This window comes from Elusimicrobiota bacterium, from assembly GCA_016788905.1.
Lineage (GTDB): Bacteria > Elusimicrobiota > Elusimicrobia > FEN-1173 > FEN-1173 > JADKHR01.
This window is the reverse complement of record JAEURZ010000019.1, coordinates 24,129-43,678: the sequence shown is the minus strand read 5'-3', so window position 1 is coordinate 43,678 and position 19,550 is coordinate 24,129. Positions and strand designations below refer to the sequence as shown.

Below are 19,550 nucleotides of genomic sequence, written 5' to 3'. Positions count from 1 at the left end.
CGGGTCGCATACCGTTGGCGATTTTTTGGGGAAACAATGGCTTTGTGGTTCAAACGGTTGGTGTTTGTGGGGTCGGCGATGGGGTTGGCGTGGGGCGCCTATGGGGTTTGGGAAAAAGCAGTGCTCCTCACGGTGACCGGGGTCGAGGTGCAAGGGCCTCTTTTGTCGGGTTGGGCGGAAGCGCCGCCAGTCAAGAAGGGTCAGCCGTTGTTTTCTTTTTCAGTGGACCAGATCGAGCAGCGGATTCGGGAACGGTATCCCCAACTTAGGAGCGTTCGCGTGAGGCGCGCTTGGGACCGGAGCGTGCGGATTCAGCTTGAGCTTCGGACACCTGTTGCCAAAATATCGGTGGGCCCGGACCGCTGGAACGGTGTGGATTCGGGTGGGGTTCTTTTTCCTCTGGAAGGGGCGGGGGCTCACCTGCCTATCTTGAGTTTGCCCAAGGAGGAAGGGACCACCGCCACCGCTTTGCCCTTTCTGGCGGCGCTTCGGGCGGCGAAAGAGTCCTGGACGGATGGCCTCTACAAACTTAAAATATCGTCCGACGGGGATGGGGTGCTCTATTTGGCGGGGGATGTTCCACTTCATTGGGGAAAAATTCGGACCGACCCTCACCTCGTCGCCCAGAAGGCCCGACGGTTTGGGCGGGTGCTGTTGGAACCCGAAGCAATCGGTGGAATTGATAACGCGCGTTTTGTGGACGACCACCGTGTGGTGATTCAGCCGCGCGGGACCGTTGTTCAGAAGAAGGAGCGTCATGGCTAAACCAGAATTCTTGACAGGATTGGATATCGGAAGTGCCCAGGTGGTGGCGGTGATCGCTCGACGGGATCCGGACGCGGAGACGGCAGAAGTGATCGGCGCCGCTCGTTACCCTTGCGCCGGGTTGAAGGGCGGTGTGGTGATCAATATCGACGAAACGGCGCGCGCCATCACTCGTGCCGTCGAAGCCGCGGAAGAAATGGCGGGCCAGGTGGGCCATTCTAAAAACGTTTTGATCGGGGTGCGGGGCAGTCATTTGCAGACGTTCATCCATCACGGGGCCATGAACATCGCCCGAACGGACAAGGAAATCACCGCGGCGGATCGGGATCAGGTGGTGGAAAGCACGAAAGCGGTCCCCATTTCGCCGGACCGAGAAATCGTGCACGTGATCCCTCAGGATTTTATTTTGGACCGTCAAAGCGGCGTGCCGAACCCCGTTGGCATGGAGGCCATGTTGTTGGAGGTTGACGTCCACATTGTGACGGCCAGCCAAAGCCATTTGAACAATGTTTGGAAAGCCATCGCCCGGGCTGGGTTTGAAGTGGAGGAGCCCATTTACGGGTTGCTGGCTGTGGGCGACACGGTGGTGACACAGGAGGAGAAAGGGTTGGGTTGTCTTCTGGTGGATTTGGGTGGCCAGACGACGGGCCTTGCCGTGTACGCTGACGGAAGCGTGCGGTTCACCAAAGAATTGGCGGTGGGGTCTGACGCCATCAGTCACGATTTGTCTCACGCGCTTCGCACGTCGTATCTGCAGGCTCAGAAAGTGAAAGAGCTTCACGGCGCGGCCAGCCGGCCGTTGGCGGAAGGAAATTTGGAAGAGGAGATCGAATACACCAGCGTTGACGGTCGGACGCCCCGGCGGATTAAGCGCGCGGCGATTTTTGATTACATCGCTCCGCGGGTGGAAGAAATCTTTACGTTGATTTCTGAGGAGTTGCAACGGTCCAACTACGCCGATCATGTGGCGGGGGGTGGGGTGATTCTGACCGGCGGGGGCGCGCAGCTGAAAGGGATTGCCCAGGCCGCGGAACAAATTTTGGATCTGCCGGTCCGGATGGGGCTTCCGCAGAACATGGGTGGCGCGCCGGACGTGGTGTCGAACCCCGGTTACGCCACGGCGTTGGGGTTGATCACGTATCGGCACTTGGGGGATTGGGCGCGCAGTCGTCGCGCGTCCCGTCGGGTGGGGTTGGGGCACCGTCTGAAATCGTTGGTGGAGGATTTCTTTTAATGGTCCAAATTAAGTTTAGCGAAGATTTTAACGAACAACCCGCGTCCATAAAAATTATTGGTTTAGGGGGGGCGGGCGGGAACGCCATAAATCGCATGATCGAGGCGGGGCTCTCTCATGTGGAGTTCATCGCCGCCAACACGGATTCCCAGGCGCTTCGGCGCAACAAGGCCCCGGTTCGCCTTCAGTTGGGCGAACGCATCACGAAAGGGTTGGGCGTGGGTGGAAATCCCGTTTTGGGCCGTCAGGCCACGGAGGAGAGTCGCGACCGATTGGCGGAAATTATGACCGGGGCGGACATGGTGTTCGTGACCGCGGGGATGGGCGGTGGAACTGGGACGGGTTCGGCCCCTGTGGTGGCTCAGATCGCCAAAAGTTTGACCCCCGCGCCCCTCGTGGTTGGGGTGGTGACGCGGCCTTTTGATTTTGAAGGGATGGTTCGGAAAAATCAGGCGGATCAAGGTATCGAGGAACTGCGGGCCCATGTGGACACTCTTTTGGCCATTCCCAACGACCGTCTTTTTGAGATCATTGATCAAAACACCACTTCCATTGAGGCGTTCCGTGTGGCCGACAATGTGTTGCGCCAGGCCGTTCAGGCCATTACCGATGTGATCACTCGCCACGGTTTGATCAATGTTGACTTCGCCGACGTCCGAAGCATCATGGCCGGAGCGGGGGAAGCGTTGATGGGGATGGGGGAAGCTCGGGGGTCTGGGCGGGCTTTGGAAGCGGCCAAAACCGCGATTCAATCTCCCCTGCTGGAAAACGTCACCATCGACGGGGCCAAGGGGCTTTTGGTGAACATCAGCGGGAACAAATCCATTACCTTGTTTGAAGTGAAGACCGCTATGGATTTTATCAAGAACGCCGCCAGTTCGGACGCCCACGTGTTTTACGGGCAGGTGTTCGACGACGGGTTGGAAGAACGGTTTATGGTGACCGTGATCGCCACGGGGTTCCCCCCCGCACGTCGGGAATCGGTTCGTTTGGGTGGCACGCCCCGCCGGTTGTTGCGGGAAGGGGATGCGGCGCCCGCTGTTCGCTCGCCCTCGCACCGGCCGCCGGTGGAACTTCCTTTGGGAGAGGACGACCTTCGACGACCCGCTTACCTCCGCCGCAAGGCGCGGAAGCTCGGGTAAGGGAGACTCTATGGAAGCGCGCCAAATTTTACAGTCCCTTTTGAAAGAGGTGACGGATCGGGTGGCCTCGGACATTCACATTGGGCCCGGATTTTCCCCGATGCTTCGCCTGCACGGGGAGTTGGAGCCCGCCCATTTTGACCAGGTGCTGTCCCCGGAAGACACGCGGGCGTTGGCCTATCTGATCATGGGGGAAAAACTTCGGGTGCGTTTTGAACAAAAAAACGAGGCGGACCTGGCGTTCTCGGTGGCGAACGGGGCGCGGTTTCGAGCGAACATTTACACGCAGCGGGGGTTGGTGAATCTGGCGTTACGTGTCATTCCGTCGGTCATTCCCACCTTTAAGAGCTTGGGATTGCCGACCGTGGTTCAGGCCATGGCTGAAAACCAGCGGGGACTTATTTTGATTAGTGGGACCACCGGGTCTGGAAAATCCACCACCCTGGCCGCGATGGTGGACCACATCAATTCCACGCGGAAGGCCCATATCTTGACCATTGAAGATCCCATTGAGTTTGTCCACAAAAATAAAAAGTCCATCGTGAATCAGCGGGAGTTGGGTTTGGATACGCTGAGTTACGCGGAAGCCCTCCGCTCGGCCATGCGTGAGGACCCCGACGTTATTTTGGTGGGAGAAATGCGGGATTTGGAAACGGTTTCGGCCGCCATCACCGCGGCCCAAACGGGCCATTTGGTTCTCTCCACCATTCACACCACCAACACCATCCAAATTCTCAGTCGGATCATTGACCTTTACCCGCCGTACCAACAGGTTCAGGTGCGACTGCAGTTAGCGGAAACGTTGAAAGGCGCGATCAGTCAGCGTCTTCTTCCCGTGGCTCATGGGAGCGGCCGTGTGGCCGCTTTGGAGATGATGGTCGTCACCCCGTTGATCGTTAAGGCCATTGAAGAAAATAGTTTTTCGGATATTTACCACGCGTTACGTAACGGCCAATTTTATGGGATGCAAACGTTTAACCAAGCGTTGATGGGGCTCTACAATGACGGGAAAGTGAAACTGGAAGACGCCATGGCCACGGCTTCCAATCCAGAAGAATTGATGTTGGCTATCCGTGGGATTGAGGCGGGCGCCACGGGGCACGATTTTACCCAGGGGTGAGATCCGCCTGGTTGCGGCGGGAGGGATGGGTTGTCCCTCGGGGGTGGGAAAAAACGTTGGGCGTGTTTGCGGCGGTTTCGACCCGTTCTTTGGGGGACATGAAAGACCCCCTCAATTTTGAACGGCGGGTGCGAACGCTGGGTTTTGAGTCTCCCGGATGGGTGGGAGGGCAGCAGGTGCATGGCCGGCGGGTGAGATTTGTGACGGGACCTCGGGCGGTGGACTGGGCCGCAACGGATGGCCTTCTGACGGGAAGAACGGGGTTTGCGCTTCGGGTGTTTACGGCCGATTGTGTGCCGGTTTTTTTGGTGGACCCCATACGAAAAGTTTTCGGGTTGGTGCACGCGGGGTGGCGGGGCGTTCAGAACGGAATTGTGGGTGTGGCCATGGCGGGGATTGCGCGTCGCTGTCGGGCGCGCCCAAAAGATCTTTATGTGACGATGGGGCCCCATATTCAATCCTGTTGTTGCGCTGTGGGGTCTGACGTGGCAGGGTTGTTTAAGGGAATCCCGGGGGCGGTGGTTCCGGGCAAGGGGACCTTTCGCGGTCGGCCCATGTTGAATTTGGCGGGGATGATTCGGGCTCAGGTGGTTCGGGCGGGAGGGCTTACCTCCCGAGTCACGACGGCGCCCTGGTGCACCGTTTGCGACCCTCATTTTTTTTCTTACCGGCGGGAACAAACAGACCGGAGACAAGTGGCGCTTTTACGCGCGAAGGATGAACTGACGGAATGACGAAACCAGACAAACAATTGGATCGATTGCGGGAGAACGTTGATCGGCTTGATGACCAAATTCTTGACGTTCTGAACGAACGGGCCGAAATCGTTCGCAAAATTGGACGGGTGAAGGCGGAACGCGGCGCTGACGTGGTGGCCGCTGGCCGGGAACGACAAATTTTGGAACGATTGGCCGCGGCCAACACGGGACCGCTTCCTCGGGAGGCCGTGGAGGATATTTTCAACACGGTCATCGCGAATTTTCGCCTTCTTCAAAAAAAACTCACGGTGGCGTATTTCGGGCCGGAGGCCACCTACACCCATCAGGCAGCGGTTCAGCATTTCCGTCGGGCGGAGTTCGTCCCTGAGAAGTCGATCGGGGATGTCTTTGCGGCGGTGGAGAACGGACGGGCGGATTACGGCGTCGTTCCCATCGAAAACTCTACGGAAGGGGTGGTGAATCACACCCTCGACATGTTTATGGAATCGGATCTCGTGATTTGCGCGGAGCGGGAAGATCCCATTGCCCATAGTTTGATGGCGGCGGCCGGGAACGTCAAGATTAAAAGCATCGCCTCGCACCCCCAGGCGCTGGCGCAATGTCGGAAATGGCTGGAAAGCCATAAGGCGGGTATCCCGGTGACGGTGGCCGCCTCGACTGCGGACGCGGCCACTCAAGCGGCATTATCCCCGGGGGTGGCCGCTATTGCCAGCCCCCTGGCGGCGAAACTTTACCACCTGAAAGTTTTGGCTCCCTCTATTCAGGACGTCAAAGAGAATCGAACTCGGTTTCTGGTAATTGGAAATAAAATTTCGGCTCCGTCCGGGTCTGGGCGGGACAAAACGTCTCTCATGGTTTCCCTCCGGGACAAGGTGGGTGCTCTGCACGAGCTGCTTGGTCTTTTCAAAGAGGCCCGTTTGAACCTGACCAAGATCGAATCCCGCCCCACGAAACGGCGCGCGTGGCAGTATGTTTTTTTTATTGATTTTTTGGGACACATTATGGAACCTCACGTGCAAAAGGTGTTCCTTGAATTGAAACGTACGGCCCTTATGGTGAAGATGCTCGGTTGTTACCCGAGGGCGGACTAATGGCCGCCGCGGGCGATTTGGATCCGTTGGTGCAACCCCGCCGGGAAGTGGCCGACTTTGAGCCCTACGTCCCTGGGCGGGACATGGAAAACGTTAAGCGGATGTACAAACTAAAGCGGGTGATCAAACTGGCGTCGAATGAAAACGCCATTGGTCCTTCCCCGAAAGCGTTGGCCGCTCTTCGCCCGGTTCCCCCCAAATTGAATCGGTACCCGGACGGGTTCAGCGCGTCTCTCCGTCACGCGTTGGCGATTCATCTGGGTGTGAAAGTGAGTCAGGTGTGTGTGGGAGCGGGTTCGGACGAGCTGATTGAAATTATCGCCAAAGCGTATTTGGGTCCTTCCGATGAAATTGTGGTGAGTGAGCACGCGTTTCTCCGTTACAAAATGGCGGGAGATTTGATGGGCGCCACCGTGGTCACGGTTCCCATGAATGTGATGACCCACGATTTGGAGGCCATGGCCGCCGCGGTGACGCCCCGCACGAAATTTGTTTTCATTGCCAATCCCAACAACCCCACGGGGACCTACAACACCAAAACCGAACTGGAAGAGTTTTTGATCACCCTTCCGGCCCGGGTGGTGGCGGTGGTGGATGAAGCTTATTTTGAGTTTGCCCGTGCCCGGCGCGATTACCCGAACGCCCTCGATTTCTTTAAAACCGGTCGGAACCTAGTGGTGCTTCGCACCTTCTCGAAAGCCTATGGGTTGGCTGGTCTTCGGTTGGGGTACGCTGTGGGACCGGAATCGGTGATTGACACGTTGGAGAGGGTGCGCCCTCCTTTTAACGTTTCTCTTCCGGCCCAGGCCGCCGGGGTGGCCGCGTTGACCGATAAGGCTCATCTGAAACGAAGCGTGGCCCTTGTGGCGAAAGAGAAAGAGAAAATGGAGCGGGAATTTAAAAAAATGGAAATCCCGGTGGTCCGATCGGCGGGGAATTTCCTGCTCATTCAGGTTTCGCCGCACCGGGGCGACGAGGTTTTTGAAGCCTTGCTCCGTAAAGGCGTGATCGTTCGCGTTATGGACGAATACGGTTTTCCTGAACACATTCGTGTCACCATCGGTCGGCCCGACGAGAATCGATTGTTTCTCGCGGCTTTCCGTGAAACAAGGAGCCTCCTATGATCGTTACGCTAAAAAGCGGCGCCAAAAAGTCTGATGTTCAAGCTGTGGTTGCCCGGATCAAAAAACTTGGGTTTGTTCCTCAATTGTCCCAGGGGGCGGAGCGGGTGGTGATCGGTGTGATTGGCGAGGGCAATAAGGCCATCGCCTACAAAGACGTTTTTCAATCCATGCCCCAGGTGGAGATGGTCACGCCGATTTCGAAACCCTACAAGGTCGTCAGTCGCGTGTTTAAGAAAACCAACACGGTCATCGACGTCAATGGGGTGAAGATCGGGGGAGAGGACATTGTGGTCATGGCGGGGCCCTGTTCGGTGGACACGAAAGAGAACTTAATGATCACGGCCAAAGAAATTAAAAAAGCGGGGGTGCAGGTTCTTCGTGGCGGCGCGTTTAAGCCGCGGACTTCCCCCTATTCCTTCCAAGGGTTAGGCGAGGAAGCCCTGAAATATATGGCGGAAGCCCGCCGACTTACGGGGATGCCGGTTATTACAGAGGTCATGGATCCCCGTCAGGTGGATTTGGTGGAACGCTACGCGGATATTCTTCAGATTGGTGCCCGCAACGCGCAAAACTATGACCTTCTCCGGGAAGTGGGCCGAACCCGGAAGCCCGCCATGCTCAAGCGGGGTATGGCCATGACCATTGAGGAATGGCTCATGGCGGCGGAGTACATTGTGGCCCGGGGAAACGAAAATGTGATGTTGTGTGAACGGGGGATTCGGACTTTTGAAACCGCGACCCGTTTTACGCTGGATCTTAACGCGGTGCCGGTTTTAAAGAAGCTTTCCCACTTGCCCGTGTTGGTCGACCCGTCCCACGGCGTGGGTGTGCGGGAATACATTGTGCCCATGGCCAATGCCGCCATCGCGGCCGGCGCAGACGGCATCATTATTGAGTGTCACCCGAACCCTGCCACGGCCCTTTCGGATGGGCATCAGGCTCTCCTCCCAACGGAACTTCATGAGGTCATGAAAGGGTTGCGGCGCGTGGCGGAAGCGGTCGGACGATCCCTGTAGAGGAGACCGCGTCTTGCCTCCCCCAAACCGAATCGTTCTGGTGGGCGTGGGTTTAATGGGGGGATCCCTGGGATTGGCGTTGCGAAAACGCGGCGGGGCGCGTGTGGTGGGATTGGCCCGTCGGGAAGAAACGCTCCGTGAGGCGCGTCGGCGGGGTGTGCTGCACGAGGGGTTTACGGACCCGGCACGCGCGTTGGATGGGGCTTCGGTCGTAGTATTTTGCGCGCCCGTTGATAAAATTGTTCCGTTGGTTCGGGCGTCGCGGCGGTTTCTTTCCTCCGGGAAGGCGCTCTTGATGGATGTGGGAAGCGTGAAGGGGCCCCTGGTCCGCGCGTTGGATCCTCTTTTCCTTGGGGAGAACGGGCCCGTTTTTGTGGGCGCTCACCCCATGGCTGGATCGGAAAAAACCGGGGTTCAAAACGCCCGGGCAGACCTCTACAAAAACGCCGTGTGCGCCATTACCCCCACCGCCCAAACCCCTGGACCTCGTGTGATTCAAGCGGTGAAATTTTGGAAGTCGGTGGGGGCTCGCCCTGTCCTGGTGGACGCCGAGACCCACGACCGGGCGGTGGCGTTGGTGAGCCATCTCCCCCATTTGATTGCGGACGCGTTGATTCTTTCGGCAGGGCGAGAGAACGGGGGGGCGGGGGGTGTTGCGCTGTTGAAAGAATTGGCGGCGGGAAGTTTCCGTGACGCGACGCGGGTGTCGGGTGCGGATCCGGCTCTCTGGCACGAAATATTTCGCATGAACGATCGGGCGGTTCGGGCGGCTCTTCGACTTTTTTCAAAGGAAATTAATCGCTTGGCCCGCGGGCGGTGGCCCTTGGCGGATTTGCGTCGGGCTCAAACGTTGAACGTCGCTTTTCGATCTCAGGAGAAGGCATGACTCTTTCCACATCCAGTCGTGTGGTGGTTCCCGGTGGGGCGTTGCGCGGGGAACTGCGACCACCACCCGATAAATCCATCACCCATCGTGCCGTTTTCCTTGCCGCGTTGGCCCAGGGGACATCGCGGATTGTTCACCCTTTGGTGGCCGATGACTGCGAGCGGTCCGCCGAGGCGTTCCGAACCTTGGGCGTGAGTATCGAATCCAACCCCAAAGGCGAATGGATTGTGGTGGGCCGCGGTCTTTACGGGTTGAGGGAACCCGCCGGGGATCATCTCTATTGCGGGAATTCAGGGACCACCTTGCGTTTGATCGCCGGTGTGTTGGCGGGGCAACCTTTCGCCACGAAACTTATGGGAGACAAGAGCCTCTCCAATCGTCCCATGGCTCGCGTGGTTGACCCTCTCGTGAAAATGGGCGCTGAAATTACAGCGCGCAAAGGATGTTTAGCCCCTCTGCACGTTCATGGCCGCCGGCCGCTTCGCGCGATTGAATGGAAAAGCCCGGTGGCCAGTGCGCAGGTGAAATCGTGTGTTTTGCTGGCGGGCCTTTACGCGGAGGGGACATCCACAGTGGAAGAACCCTTTCGGTCCCGTGACCACACGGAGCGCATGCTCTCGGCTGCGGGGATTCGGTTGACCATTGATGAGCGGCGTGTATCGGTGGCCGGTGGGCAAACTTTGAAACCCCAGGACTGGGTGGTGCCATCGGATATTTCGAGCGCGGCTTTTTTTATGGTGGCGGCCTTGATCGCGCCTGGATCTGAACTGATGCTTCGGAACGTGAACACCAACCCGACCCGGGATGGCGTTTTGGAAGTGTTGGAAAAAATGGGGGCCTCCATTCATCGGGAGCGGTCCTTGGTGGCGGGCGGTGAACCCATTACAGATCTCCTGATCCGTCATGGGGGATTGCGGGGGACAACTTTTGGGGCGGACATCATGCCCCGGTTGGTGGACGAGGTTCCCATTTTGGCTTTGGCCGCGACTCAGGCGGAAGGCGTCACGGAAATCCGAGGAGCGGGGGAACTTCGAGTCAAAGAATCCGATCGATTGGCCCATATCGCCAAGGGTCTTTCGGCCATGGGGGCGCAGGTGGAGGAACTTCCGGACGGGCTGCGCCTCACGGGACCGACACCGTTGAAAGGGGCTCTTTTGGATTCGGCCGGTGACCATCGATTGGCCATGACTTTTGCTGTCGCGGGACTAATCGCTCGAGGGGAAACCCAAATCGCCAATGCCGACTGTGTGGATATTTCTTACCCCACGTTTTGGCAAGATCTTGAACGCCTCCGGGTTCAATCCTCATGAAAGCACGGCCACTGACCATCGCCATTGACGGGCCGGCCGGGGCGGGGAAGTCCACTTCCGCACGGGACTTGGCCCAGGCACTGGCTCTGCGCTACATCGACACCGGGGCCATGTACCGGGGCGTTGCCTGGGCGGCGCTCCGGGCGGGTCTTCCGCCGGATCACCGGGCGAAGGTTCGAAAACTGCTTCCTCGAATTAAACTTTCTTTCAGCGAAGAAAAGCTTCCTCGGTTGTTGGTGAACGGGGAGGACGCCTCGCTTGCGATCCGAACCCCGGAAGTGAGCCAAGCCGCCAGTCGGTTGGCCACGGTTCCGGAGGTGCGGACATTTTTGGTGCGCGCGCAACGGCGGATGGCCCGGGGGGGCGGGGTGGTGATGGAAGGGCGTGATATCGGAACGGTTGTTTTGCCAAAAGCGGACCTCAAATTTTTTCTGGACGCCTCTGTTGAAGAACGGGCCCGTCGTCGCTGGAAGGAGCTTAAATCGGGTAAAACAAAACAGAGTCTTGCCGCCATCGAAACCGCCATTCGGGAACGGGACCACCGGGACCGGACCAGGGCGGTGTCTCCTTTGCGGGCCGCGTCGGACGCGGTGGTCCTCGACACCACGCGGGATTCCCGAACTCGCGTCAAGAAACTTCTCCTCGCGTGGGTACACCGCAAAACATTTCGTGACCGCTGAGCCGAAAGACGATCGGTTCGTCTTGGATGTTGGCGGTTTTTACGGTTTCCTGTCCCGGTGTCTTTACTGGGGGGGGCACACGATCTTTCGTATCGTTTTCAAAGTGTTGTGGCGGCGACGGGTCCGGGGCCAAGAACATGTTCCACTGCATGGGGCGTTATTGTTCGCGTCCAACCACGCGTCGTTTGCCGACCCACCCCTGGTGGGGTCCAGTCTTTCCCGCCCGTTGTATTTCATGGCGAAAGAAGAATTATTTAAAGCTCCCATTTTCGGTTGGTTGATCCGTCGGGTGAACGCCTTTCCCATTCGGCGGAAAGAGGGGGATGTGGGGGCTTTTCGGACCGCTCAGCGAATTCTCGCCGCGGGGGGAGCCATGATCATGTTTCCCGAAGGGAGACGTCAAAAGGGTGGTGTGCTGGGAAAACCGAAAGCGGGGTTGGGGCTTCTCGCCGTGAAAAGTGGGGTCCCGGTGGTTCCGGTGTACGTTCATGGGACTCACCGCCTGTGGCGTTTTCCCCAGGTTTCCGTCATTTTTGGAGCGCCCCTCACCGGTCTTCCTGGTGAAACACCGGAAACGTTTTCGGTCCGAATCATGGACTCCATTCGAGGTCTTCAGGAGGATTTTCGTGGACGCACAGGTTAGATCTGTTCTTCAATCCCTCATCTTTGCGGTTCTCTATCTTCTCCTCTTCGTAATCGTCCTGCCCTACTTGCTTCGAGTATTAGACCAAACATCAGGGAAAATCGCGTTTGGTGTTCTGGTGGCCGGCGGTGTCGGGGTGGCCATTCGTCTCCGCCAACTTTCTCGACGCCTTTAATAGAACGGGCCCGGTTTCAGGCAAAATCGCTTTACTTTCTTCCGGGCGGGGGGGTATAATGAACGCTCTATTCTATCTCCCGTCGGCCGCGTAGCGGATCGTCGGCAAAGCGGCCCGTTCGTCTAGTGGCCCAGGACGCTGCCCTCTCAAGGCGGAAATCACGGGTTCGAATCCCGTACGGGCCACTTTGCTGATGCTCTGATGACGGTTCGAGCGGACTCGACCGTGTGAAGATTCAACCAACGGAAAAGGGCGGCACATCCATGGCACGTGTTGTTCTAAAAAATATTGTCAAAAACATTGGCGATCACCAGATCGTAAAAAACATTAACCTCGATATTCCGGACAAGGAATTTTTTATTCTTGTGGGCCCTTCTGGATGCGGGAAATCGACCACGCTTCGTATGATCGCGGGGCTGGAAGAGGTCACCGGTGGTGAAATCATCGTCGATGGCCGTGTGATTAACCACGTGCGACCCAAAGATCGTGATATCGCCATGGTGTTCCAGAACTACGCCCTTTATCCCCACATGACGGTTTACGAAAATATGGCCTTCGGTTTAAAACTGCGAGGTTATTCGCGATCCGAAATTCGCCAACGCGTGAACGAGGCCGCTGAGATTCTGAATCTGGGTTCTTACTTGGAACGGAAACCCCGGGCCCTTTCCGGGGGCCAGCGGCAACGGGTCGCGGTGGGCCGGGCGATCGTGCGGAAGCCCCGGGTCTTTTTATTTGACGAGCCGCTATCCAACTTGGACGCCAAACTGCGGGTCCAGATGCGATTGGAACTCTCCAAACTTCACGAGCGGTTGAAAACCACGATTATTTACGTCACCCATGATCAGGTGGAAGCCATGACCATGGGGGACCGGATTTGTGTGATGAAAGACGGGGAAGTTCAGCAGGTGGCTCCCCCCTTGGAATTGTATGAACGCCCCGCGAATAAATTTGTTGCCGGATTCATCGGGAACCCACCCATGAATTTTTTCCCCGTGATGGTGGAAGCGTCCAAAGGGGGCATCCGCCTCCGGCATGCGTCCTTCACATTGGTCGTACCGAAATCCCTGATTGAAGCGGTTCGACCCCACGTGGGGAAAGAAGTTGTTTTCGGAATTCGGCCGGAAGATCTCTATGATCGTCTTTTCTACAATTACCCGGTTCCCCATAACTCGAGCGTGAACGCGGTCGTGGACGTGGTTGAGCCCATGGGGTCGGAAGTCTATTTGTACTTAAAGTCCGGAACTGTGGATCTGGTGGTGCGCGTTCCCTCCTATGTTAAAGCTGAAGCTGGTAAACAAATGGAGCTGGTCATCAATCTCGAGCGGATGCATTTGTTTGACAGCCAAACGGGCCAAGCGTTTCTGAAGCCGGCGCCTCGGTCGGTTCCGCCAGTCCAAAGCGTTCCTGCCTGATTTTTCGCCGTGATTAGTGCACGATTCTTTGGTCTGCTTCTGCTCCTCTTAACGGTGGGGCGCGGGCAGGCGGCAGAAAAGTTTGGTCACCGGGCTTATCCAGAGGCTCCCGCGGCAGATCTCATCGATGTGGGGCGTTATCGGGACACGGGGCGGATGGTCCAGTTGCGTTCATCGGCGGCCACAGCTTTTTTAAAGATGGTGGAGGCGGCTCGGGCCGATGGGGTGGGGATCGTCCCTATTTCGGGGTTTCGCCCTGTGAACTACCAAAAAAAATTGTTTGACCGGGCGGTGAAACGGTACGGTTCGGAACGAAAAGCCGCTCGTTGGGTGGCTCCTCACGGGCATTCCGAACACGCCACAGGATGGACGTTGGACATCGGGGATTTAAACACTCGAAGCGCGGATGTGGATCAGAAATTTCAATCCACCCCCGCGTCCCGCTGGCTTTTGCTTCATGCCGGGCGGTTCGGGTATGAACTTTCCTTCCCGCCGAACAATACGCAAGGGGTGAATCACGAACCCTGGCACTGGCGGTTTATCGGGAACGAACAGGCCCGCGCCGCGTTCCATCCCCTTTCAACAAAAAAACGATAGGTTACATCACATAAGCGAGGCGTTCCCATGGCTGGCGAATATATTTTTACCATTGAAGACCTTTCCAAATCGTATGGACCTAAAAAATTATTTGAAGGGATTTATCTCTCCTTTTACCACAAGGCCAAGATCGGCATCGTGGGTGAAAACGGGTCCGGGAAATCCACTCTTCTCCGCGTCATGGCGGGTGAAGAAAAAGATTTCATGGGGAAAGCCGAGCTCAAGAAAGGAGCGACCTTGGGGTATCTGCCCCAGGAACCCCGGCTGGACTCCTCCAAGACGGTGCGGGAAGAAGTCGAAGAAGCTTTCGCCGACATCAAGAAAATGTTGGCGGACTACGATAAGATTTCCGACAGCATGTCCGGGGAACTGTCCCCGGAAGACATGGAAAAAGCTCTTGAGAAGATGGGGCGCCTTCAAGAACAAATCGAAGCCGTGGACGGGTGGAACCTGAAACGCCAGGTGGACGTTGCCATGGACGCCCTGGTGTTGCCTCCGGACGAAACTTCCTGCGCGGTGTTGTCAGGGGGAGAAGCGCGCCGGGTGGCTCTGTGTAAGTTGCTTTTGAAAAAGCCGGACATGCTTTTATTGGACGAACCCACCAATCACCTGGACGCCGAAACGGTTTCCTGGTTGGAACAGACGTTGAAAGATTATCCCGGGAACGTCATTATCGTGACCCACGACCGTTACTTTTTGGACAACATCACCCAGTGGATTTTGGAATTGGATCATGGGAAAGGGATTCCCTTTGAAGGCAACTACAACAAATGGTTGGAAGCGAAGGCGAAACGGGCCGCGGATGAGGACAAACGTTCTTCCGGGATGAGAAAACATTTAGAAAAAGAACTGGCGTGGCTTCGCCAAAGCCCTTCCGGTCGGCGAGCGAAAAACAAGGCCCGCGTCACGGCGTATGAGAGCCTAGCGGCGGAGAAACACGAAATTCACGCGGACAGTTTGGATATCGAAGTGGTCCCTGGCCCGCCGTTAGGGAATAAAGTGATCCGCGCCACGGACCTTTCCAAATCGTACGGTGACAATCTGTTGCTGAAAGACGTCACCTTTGACGTTCCCCGGGGGGCCATCGTGGGCCTTGTGGGTCCAAACGGGGTGGGAAAGACCACGTTGCTGCGCATGATCACGGGGCAGGAAAAACCGGATTCCGGCCAACTGGAAATCGGGGAGTCCGTGGTTTTCTCTTATGTGGACCAGAAACGGGAAACTCTGACCCCCACGAACAATGTGTTCCAGGAGATATCGGGTGGCGTGGACATCCTCAACATCGGGGGGAAAGAAGTTCCGGCCCGGGTGTATTTGACCCGGTTCAATTTCCGGGGTCCCGACCAGCAAAAGAAGGTGGGATCGCTCTCCGGAGGTGAACGGAACCGTCTTCACCTGGCCAAACAGATGCTGACTGGGGGGAACGTTCTTCTCTTGGACGAACCCACCAACGATTTGGACGTGGACACGATCCGCGCCTTGGAAGACGCTTTGTTGGACTATTCCGGTTGCGTTCTCGTCATCAGTCACGATCGGTTTTTCCTGGATCGTGTTTGTACGCATTTGCTGGTGTTTGAAGGGGACGGAAAGCTTCGCTGGTTTGATGGGAACTTTGAGGAATACCACGCGAAACATTTGGAAGAAAATGGGGGCCGCGAAGAAAACCGGCGGTCCAAGTACAAAAAATTATCACTCCGTTGAACGAACCCCAGCGCCCCGGATCTCAAATCCTTTCGGCGCGCCGCGTCCATAAATCTTTCCCTACCGATCAGGGGCTTCTCCCTGTTTTAAACGACATTTCGTTGGACGTTCCCCGCGGAGATTTTTTGGTCCTCCAGGGGGCTTCGGGATCAGGGAAATCGACGCTTCTTTCCCTTTTGGCGGGATTGGATCGACCCACTTCCGGAGAAATCCTCTTGGATGGGGAACGTTTGGACCAACGGGAAGAAAAAGATCTGGCGCGTATTCGTCGGGAGAAAGTCGGATTTGTTTTTCAATCCTTCCACCTGGTCCCCAGCCTCACGGTTTTGGAAAACGTTCAGCTACCCCTGGCGTTCCATCGAGATGGTTTTTCCCATGCCGCTAAGGCCCGGGAACTCTTGGAGCGGGTCGATCTCTGGGCCCGTGCTGATTTCCTTCCTGGGAAATTATCCGGTGGGGAAAAACAGCGGGCTGCCATTGCCCGAGCGCTGATCAATGACCCCGCTGTCGTTTTTGCTGATGAGCCCACGGGGAACCTCGACTCCAAAAATGGGGAGCGGGTGTTGGCCCTTTTGGAGGAACACACGGTCAAGGAGGGAAGGACACTTCTTCTCGTGACCCACGACCCCGCCATCGCCGCACGGGGCCATCGTTGCCTCCATATGAAAGATGGGCGGTTGGAAACGGGAAATTAAATCTTATTTTAAATTATGGTTAATTTGGTTCTCGATCCTTCCCCATTTCCCAGAAAGATGAAACGTCTTCCGAGAGGACCTATCCTTTGACCTCCCTTCCGTTTGCCCTTCGAGAAATTCGCTATCGTCCGGTTTACGCGGCGCTTTTTGCCCTTTCCATTGCGGTGGGGACGGCGAGTCTTATGGCCTTAGCCGGGGTGTCGGGGGTGGTGAAAAAAACGGTCACGGCCCAAGCTAAGGATCTATGGGCTGCGGACATCACCGTCAAGGGCAGTGAGGTCGTTTTGAACGATGTGGCGAATTGGGCCACCAACCGTTGGGGGGGGCTGACCCTGGCGCGATCCATCGATACTCTCTCCATGGCCCAACACCCCGCCGCTCAAAAAACGGGACAGGTTACCCTATCGGCCGTGAGCCGCGGGTATCCCCTTTACGGGAAAATCACAACCGGGTCCGGTCGTCCCTTTCATGAGGTGTTACGACCCGGGGCCCTTGTGGCCAGCGATCGGCTTTTAAAGACCTGGAAATTGGCTGTGGGGGATACACTGAAATTGGGAGCGATCAGCCTTCCTATCGTTGATACGGTGGTGGAGCGGACCGATGTGCCCACATCTTTTTTTGAACTTTCTCCCACTGTCTTTATGACGCTCGAAGATCTCACCTCTTCCCGATTGATGGCGCCGGGCAGCCGGGCGTCCAACACGCTTTACATCAACCTTCCCCCAGGATTGGACCTGCCCAAAACCTTAGCGGAGGTTAAAGAGCGTGCTTCCGCGGAAACCACCGAGGTGGCCAGCTGGACAACGGACAACCCAGGTATTCTGAAATTCATCCAAACCACTCTCCTCTATTTGGATTTCTTGGCGATGTTGACTTTAACGTTGGGGGGAATCGGCGCGGCCACGGCCCTTTCGGCGGCGTTGAACGCGGGAACAAAAAGTTTAGGGATGGTGTTTGCCTTGGGGGCACCCCGGGGGTTTGTTTACCGCGCTTGGCTCGCGTGGGTCGGGGGGTTGGCGGTGGTCGGGCTGGGCCTGGCGCTCCTTTTAAGTCGGGCTTTGGCCACGCTTCTTCTCTCCCTTTTTGGGGATCTCCTTCCCAGTGGATTGTTGCCCTCTTTCCCGGTTCAGGCTCTTCTTCAGTCCGGGGCGGTGGGGTTGGGAGCGGGTCTCCTGTTCACCCTTTGGCCTCTCCTTAAACTTGGGGACTTGGCCCCCAATACCATTTTATCCGATGACGTCCCTTCGTTTCCTCCCCGTCGTTTTCGTGCGGCGGGGGTTCTCGTCCTGGGGCTGGTGGGTTTTTTTGTTTTGGCGTGGGTCCAAATCGGTCGGCCTCTCCTGGCCGCCCAATACGTGGGCGCCCTCGCTCTCTTGGTGGGTGGAGGTGTGGGGATCGTGGCGTTGGCCATGGGAGGGTTGCGTTGGAGTCTTTCCCGATTTCATTCCACGACAATGCGTCTCGCGGCACGGGGATTGGCTCGGCCGGGAAATTTAAACGACGCGGTGGTTCTTTCTGTGGCCATTTCCTTAACCGTTCTATTGACGCTCTTCCTTTTGGAACGAAACCTCTTTTCCCAAATGATTGAGAGCTTTCCTCCTGACGCGCCGAACGCGTTTTTCATTAACATTCAACCGACCCAGGCCTCCTCCTTTCGAAAAATTGTCCAGCGGCCCGGGGCCCGTCTTTTTCCTTTAATTCGGGGCCGGGTGGTGGCGGTGAACGAAACTCCGGTTCAAGCCATGAACCAACGGGGCGACCGGGGGGGGCGCGGCGACCGACTGACGCGGGAGTATGGTTTTACCTATGGCGAAGACCTCCTTCCCACCGACACCGTTGTGGATGGCCCTGGTTTGTGGGATCCTCGTGTTCCAGGGCCCCAGGTGTCTGTTTTTGATACGTATAAAAAACGGTTTGGATTGAAACGGGGCGACCGAATGACGATTTCTCTTTTGGGGCGGCGCTTTACCGCCACAATTTCTTCTTTCCGCTCCATCAACCAATCTGTTCGCCAACCGTTTTTTTACTTTTATTTTCGTCCGGGTCTGTTGGAAGAGGTTCCCCACACGCTCATGTCCGGTCTTTCCCTGCCGAAAGAAAATTTGCCTAATCTCCAAAATCGGCTGGCCCAGGCGCTTCCGAACGTGACAGTGGTTGATCTTTCGGACGTGGCCGCGCTTACGGGTCGGTTGTTTCAGCGTCTGGGTCGAGTGGTTCGGGCGTTGGGGATTTTCAGTTTATCCGCGGGGGTTCTCTTGCTTTTATCGAGTTTACTGGCGTCGTTGGTTTCTCGAACGCGGGAGACGGCTTTGTTTCGAGCGTTGGGGGCCACTCGGCAACAGGTGGTGACCGTGGCTTTGATCGAATACACTGTTATTGCGGGGGCCGGAGCCTTGGCGGCCTGGGTTTTGGGCGTGACGGCCAGCGCTCTTCTGCTTCAACGGGTCTTCGAGTTGCGGTTGGAATTATTTCCTGGGGTCACAGGACTTCTTCTGGGAGCGGCGGTGGGGGGGATTGTGTTACTCTCCTGGGTGGTGACCCGGGGCGCGTTCCTTACCTCGCCCATGGAGGTGTTGCGGCATGAATAAATTTTTGGGGGTGTGGGGATGTCTTTTCTTTCTCATGGCGTGCGGCTCTTCTGAACAACCCATGAGTTCCCTTCCGACGACACCGGTGTCTCACGGGATTCGAATCGTGGCTTTTGGGGATAGCCTAACGGCCGGGAAAGATTTAGAAGACCCAGACCGGGAGGCCTATCCCGCGGTTTTGGAACGGGAACTGCGGGCCAAGGGCTACACTGTGAACGTAACGAACGCTGGCCATTCGGGGGATACGACCTTTGACGCGTTAGCGCGATTGAATTTTAGTCTGGCGGAAAAACCCCGGGTGGTGATCGTGGGGTTGGGATCGAACGATACGTTTCAGGGGAAACGATTGGCGGATATGGAAAAGAATTTGAATGAGATCGTGGCCCAATGTCAGTTGGCGGGGGCGACGGTGGTTCTCTGCGGAATGAAAACGTTTCCCAATTTAGGTTTCTCTTACGCCTCCGACTACGCTAAACTATTTAAACGGGTGGCGAAAAAAAACCGGGCGATTTTGGTCCCGTTCATGTTGGAGGGTGTGGCGGGGGATCCCGCCCTGAATCTTTCGGATATGATTCACCCCAATCCGCGGGGGCATGAGCAGGTGGCGCGAAACATTTTGCCGTATGTAGAACAAGTTCTTAAGAAGGACTAA

General features: G+C 56.9%; 19 protein-coding genes and 1 tRNA gene. All 20 read left to right on the top strand.

The features are described from left to right. Positions 1-36: 36 nt before the first annotated feature. Positions 37-765: an FtsQ-type POTRA domain-containing protein gene (locus JNK54_08650; protein MBL8024331.1), complete on the top strand. Its 729-nt coding sequence runs from the start codon at positions 37-39 to the stop codon at positions 763-765. After that, positions 758-1,999: a cell division protein FtsA gene (gene ftsA / locus JNK54_08645; protein ID MBL8024330.1), complete on the top strand. Its 1,242-nt coding sequence runs from the start codon at positions 758-760 to the stop codon at positions 1,997-1,999. The genes JNK54_08650 and ftsA overlap by 8 nt, the downstream gene beginning before the upstream one ends. Beyond that, positions 1,999-3,141 (top strand): cell division protein FtsZ, encoded by a 1,143-nt coding sequence (gene ftsZ / locus JNK54_08640; protein ID MBL8024329.1) that lies wholly within the window; start codon positions 1,999-2,001, stop codon positions 3,139-3,141. The genes ftsA and ftsZ overlap by 1 nt, the downstream gene beginning before the upstream one ends. Positions 3,142-3,151: 10 nt before the next feature. Further along, positions 3,152-4,261, top strand: a complete 1,110-nt coding sequence (locus JNK54_08635; protein ID MBL8024328.1) for a type IV pilus twitching motility protein PilT — start codon at positions 3,152-3,154, stop codon at positions 4,259-4,261. Further along, a complete protein-coding gene (locus JNK54_08630) occupies positions 4,258-4,995 on the top strand; it encodes a laccase domain-containing protein (GenBank protein ID MBL8024327.1) in 738 nt (245 codons plus the stop codon). Before JNK54_08635 ends, JNK54_08630 begins: the two co-directional genes overlap by 4 nt. Beyond that, entirely contained in the window at positions 4,992-6,071 is a 1,080-nt protein-coding gene (pheA, locus tag JNK54_08625) for a prephenate dehydratase (protein ID MBL8024326.1), read from the top strand. The genes JNK54_08630 and pheA overlap by 4 nt, the downstream gene beginning before the upstream one ends. After that, positions 6,071-7,195 (top strand): histidinol-phosphate transaminase, encoded by a 1,125-nt coding sequence (locus JNK54_08620; GenBank protein ID MBL8024325.1) that lies wholly within the window; start codon positions 6,071-6,073, stop codon positions 7,193-7,195. The genes pheA and JNK54_08620 overlap by 1 nt, the downstream gene beginning before the upstream one ends. Then, positions 7,192-8,211, top strand: a complete 1,020-nt coding sequence (aroF, locus tag JNK54_08615) for a 3-deoxy-7-phosphoheptulonate synthase (protein MBL8024324.1) — start codon at positions 7,192-7,194, stop codon at positions 8,209-8,211. Before JNK54_08620 ends, aroF begins: the two co-directional genes overlap by 4 nt. A gap of 13 nt (positions 8,212-8,224) precedes the next feature. Then, positions 8,225-9,097 (top strand): prephenate dehydrogenase, encoded by an 873-nt coding sequence (locus JNK54_08610; protein ID MBL8024323.1) that lies wholly within the window; start codon positions 8,225-8,227, stop codon positions 9,095-9,097. Beyond that, complete coding sequence (gene aroA, locus JNK54_08605) at positions 9,094-10,407, top strand: 3-phosphoshikimate 1-carboxyvinyltransferase (protein MBL8024322.1); 1,314 nt, start codon at positions 9,094-9,096, stop codon at positions 10,405-10,407. The genes JNK54_08610 and aroA overlap by 4 nt, the downstream gene beginning before the upstream one ends. Next, positions 10,404-11,087 carry a (d)CMP kinase gene (locus tag JNK54_08600; protein MBL8024321.1) on the top strand — a complete coding sequence of 228 codons (684 nt, stop codon included), beginning with the start codon at positions 10,404-10,406 and terminating at the stop codon, positions 11,085-11,087. Before aroA ends, JNK54_08600 begins: the two co-directional genes overlap by 4 nt. Then, complete coding sequence (locus tag JNK54_08595; GenBank protein ID MBL8024320.1) at positions 11,077-11,730, top strand: 1-acyl-sn-glycerol-3-phosphate acyltransferase; 654 nt, start codon at positions 11,077-11,079, stop codon at positions 11,728-11,730. Before JNK54_08600 ends, JNK54_08595 begins: the two co-directional genes overlap by 11 nt. Then, complete coding sequence (locus tag JNK54_08590) at positions 11,714-11,905, top strand: hypothetical protein (GenBank protein MBL8024319.1); 192 nt, start codon at positions 11,714-11,716, stop codon at positions 11,903-11,905. The genes JNK54_08595 and JNK54_08590 overlap by 17 nt, the downstream gene beginning before the upstream one ends. Before the next feature lie 111 nt (positions 11,906-12,016). Continuing rightward, positions 12,017-12,090, top strand: a tRNA-Glu gene (locus JNK54_08585). Positions 12,091-12,168: 78 nt separating this feature from the next. Then, positions 12,169-13,317, top strand: coding sequence for a sn-glycerol-3-phosphate ABC transporter ATP-binding protein UgpC (gene ugpC, locus JNK54_08580; GenBank protein MBL8024318.1), 1,149 nt, complete (start codon positions 12,169-12,171; stop codon positions 13,315-13,317). A 9-nt stretch (positions 13,318-13,326) separates the two neighbouring features. Then, positions 13,327-13,914, top strand: coding sequence for a M15 family metallopeptidase (locus tag JNK54_08575; GenBank protein MBL8024317.1), 588 nt, complete (start codon positions 13,327-13,329; stop codon positions 13,912-13,914). 27 nt (positions 13,915-13,941) lie between these two features. Further along, complete coding sequence (ettA, locus tag JNK54_08570) at positions 13,942-15,615, top strand: energy-dependent translational throttle protein EttA (protein ID MBL8024316.1); 1,674 nt, start codon at positions 13,942-13,944, stop codon at positions 15,613-15,615. Beyond that, on the top strand, positions 15,612-16,310 hold the full coding sequence (locus tag JNK54_08565) for an ABC transporter ATP-binding protein (GenBank protein ID MBL8024315.1): 699 nt from the start codon (positions 15,612-15,614) through the stop codon (positions 16,308-16,310). The genes ettA and JNK54_08565 overlap by 4 nt, the downstream gene beginning before the upstream one ends. 86 nt (positions 16,311-16,396) lie before the next feature. Next, a complete protein-coding gene (locus JNK54_08560) occupies positions 16,397-18,898 on the top strand; it encodes an ABC transporter permease (GenBank protein ID MBL8024314.1) in 2,502 nt (833 codons plus the stop codon). Between the two features lie 61 nt (positions 18,899-18,959). Then, positions 18,960-19,550 (top strand): arylesterase, encoded by a 591-nt coding sequence (locus JNK54_08555; protein MBL8024313.1) that lies wholly within the window; start codon positions 18,960-18,962, stop codon positions 19,548-19,550.

Bases quoted from the DNA above. Each gene is read 5' to 3' on its own strand.
- ftsA (MBL8024330.1), top strand. From the start codon at position 758: ATGGCTAAACCAGAATTCTTGACAGGATTGGATATCGGAAGTGCCCAG.
- aroF (MBL8024324.1), top strand. From the start codon at position 7,192: ATGATCGTTACGCTAAAAAGCGGCGCCAAAAAGTCTGATGTTCAAGCT.
- JNK54_08600 (MBL8024321.1), top strand. From the start codon at position 10,404: ATGAAAGCACGGCCACTGACCATCGCCATTGACGGGCCGGCCGGGGCG.
- pheA (MBL8024326.1), top strand. From the start codon at position 4,992: ATGACGAAACCAGACAAACAATTGGATCGATTGCGGGAGAACGTTGAT.
- JNK54_08635 (MBL8024328.1), top strand. From the start codon at position 3,152: ATGGAAGCGCGCCAAATTTTACAGTCCCTTTTGAAAGAGGTGACGGAT.
- aroA (MBL8024322.1), top strand. From the start codon at position 9,094: ATGACTCTTTCCACATCCAGTCGTGTGGTGGTTCCCGGTGGGGCGTTG.
- JNK54_08650 (MBL8024331.1), top strand. From the start codon at position 37: ATGGCTTTGTGGTTCAAACGGTTGGTGTTTGTGGGGTCGGCGATGGGG.
- JNK54_08620 (MBL8024325.1), top strand. From the start codon at position 6,071: ATGGCCGCCGCGGGCGATTTGGATCCGTTGGTGCAACCCCGCCGGGAA.
- ftsZ (MBL8024329.1), top strand. From the start codon at position 1,999: ATGGTCCAAATTAAGTTTAGCGAAGATTTTAACGAACAACCCGCGTCC.
- ettA (MBL8024316.1), top strand. From the start codon at position 13,942: ATGGCTGGCGAATATATTTTTACCATTGAAGACCTTTCCAAATCGTAT.
- JNK54_08555 (MBL8024313.1), top strand. From the start codon at position 18,960: ATGAGTTCCCTTCCGACGACACCGGTGTCTCACGGGATTCGAATCGTG.
- ugpC (MBL8024318.1), top strand. From the start codon at position 12,169: ATGGCACGTGTTGTTCTAAAAAATATTGTCAAAAACATTGGCGATCAC.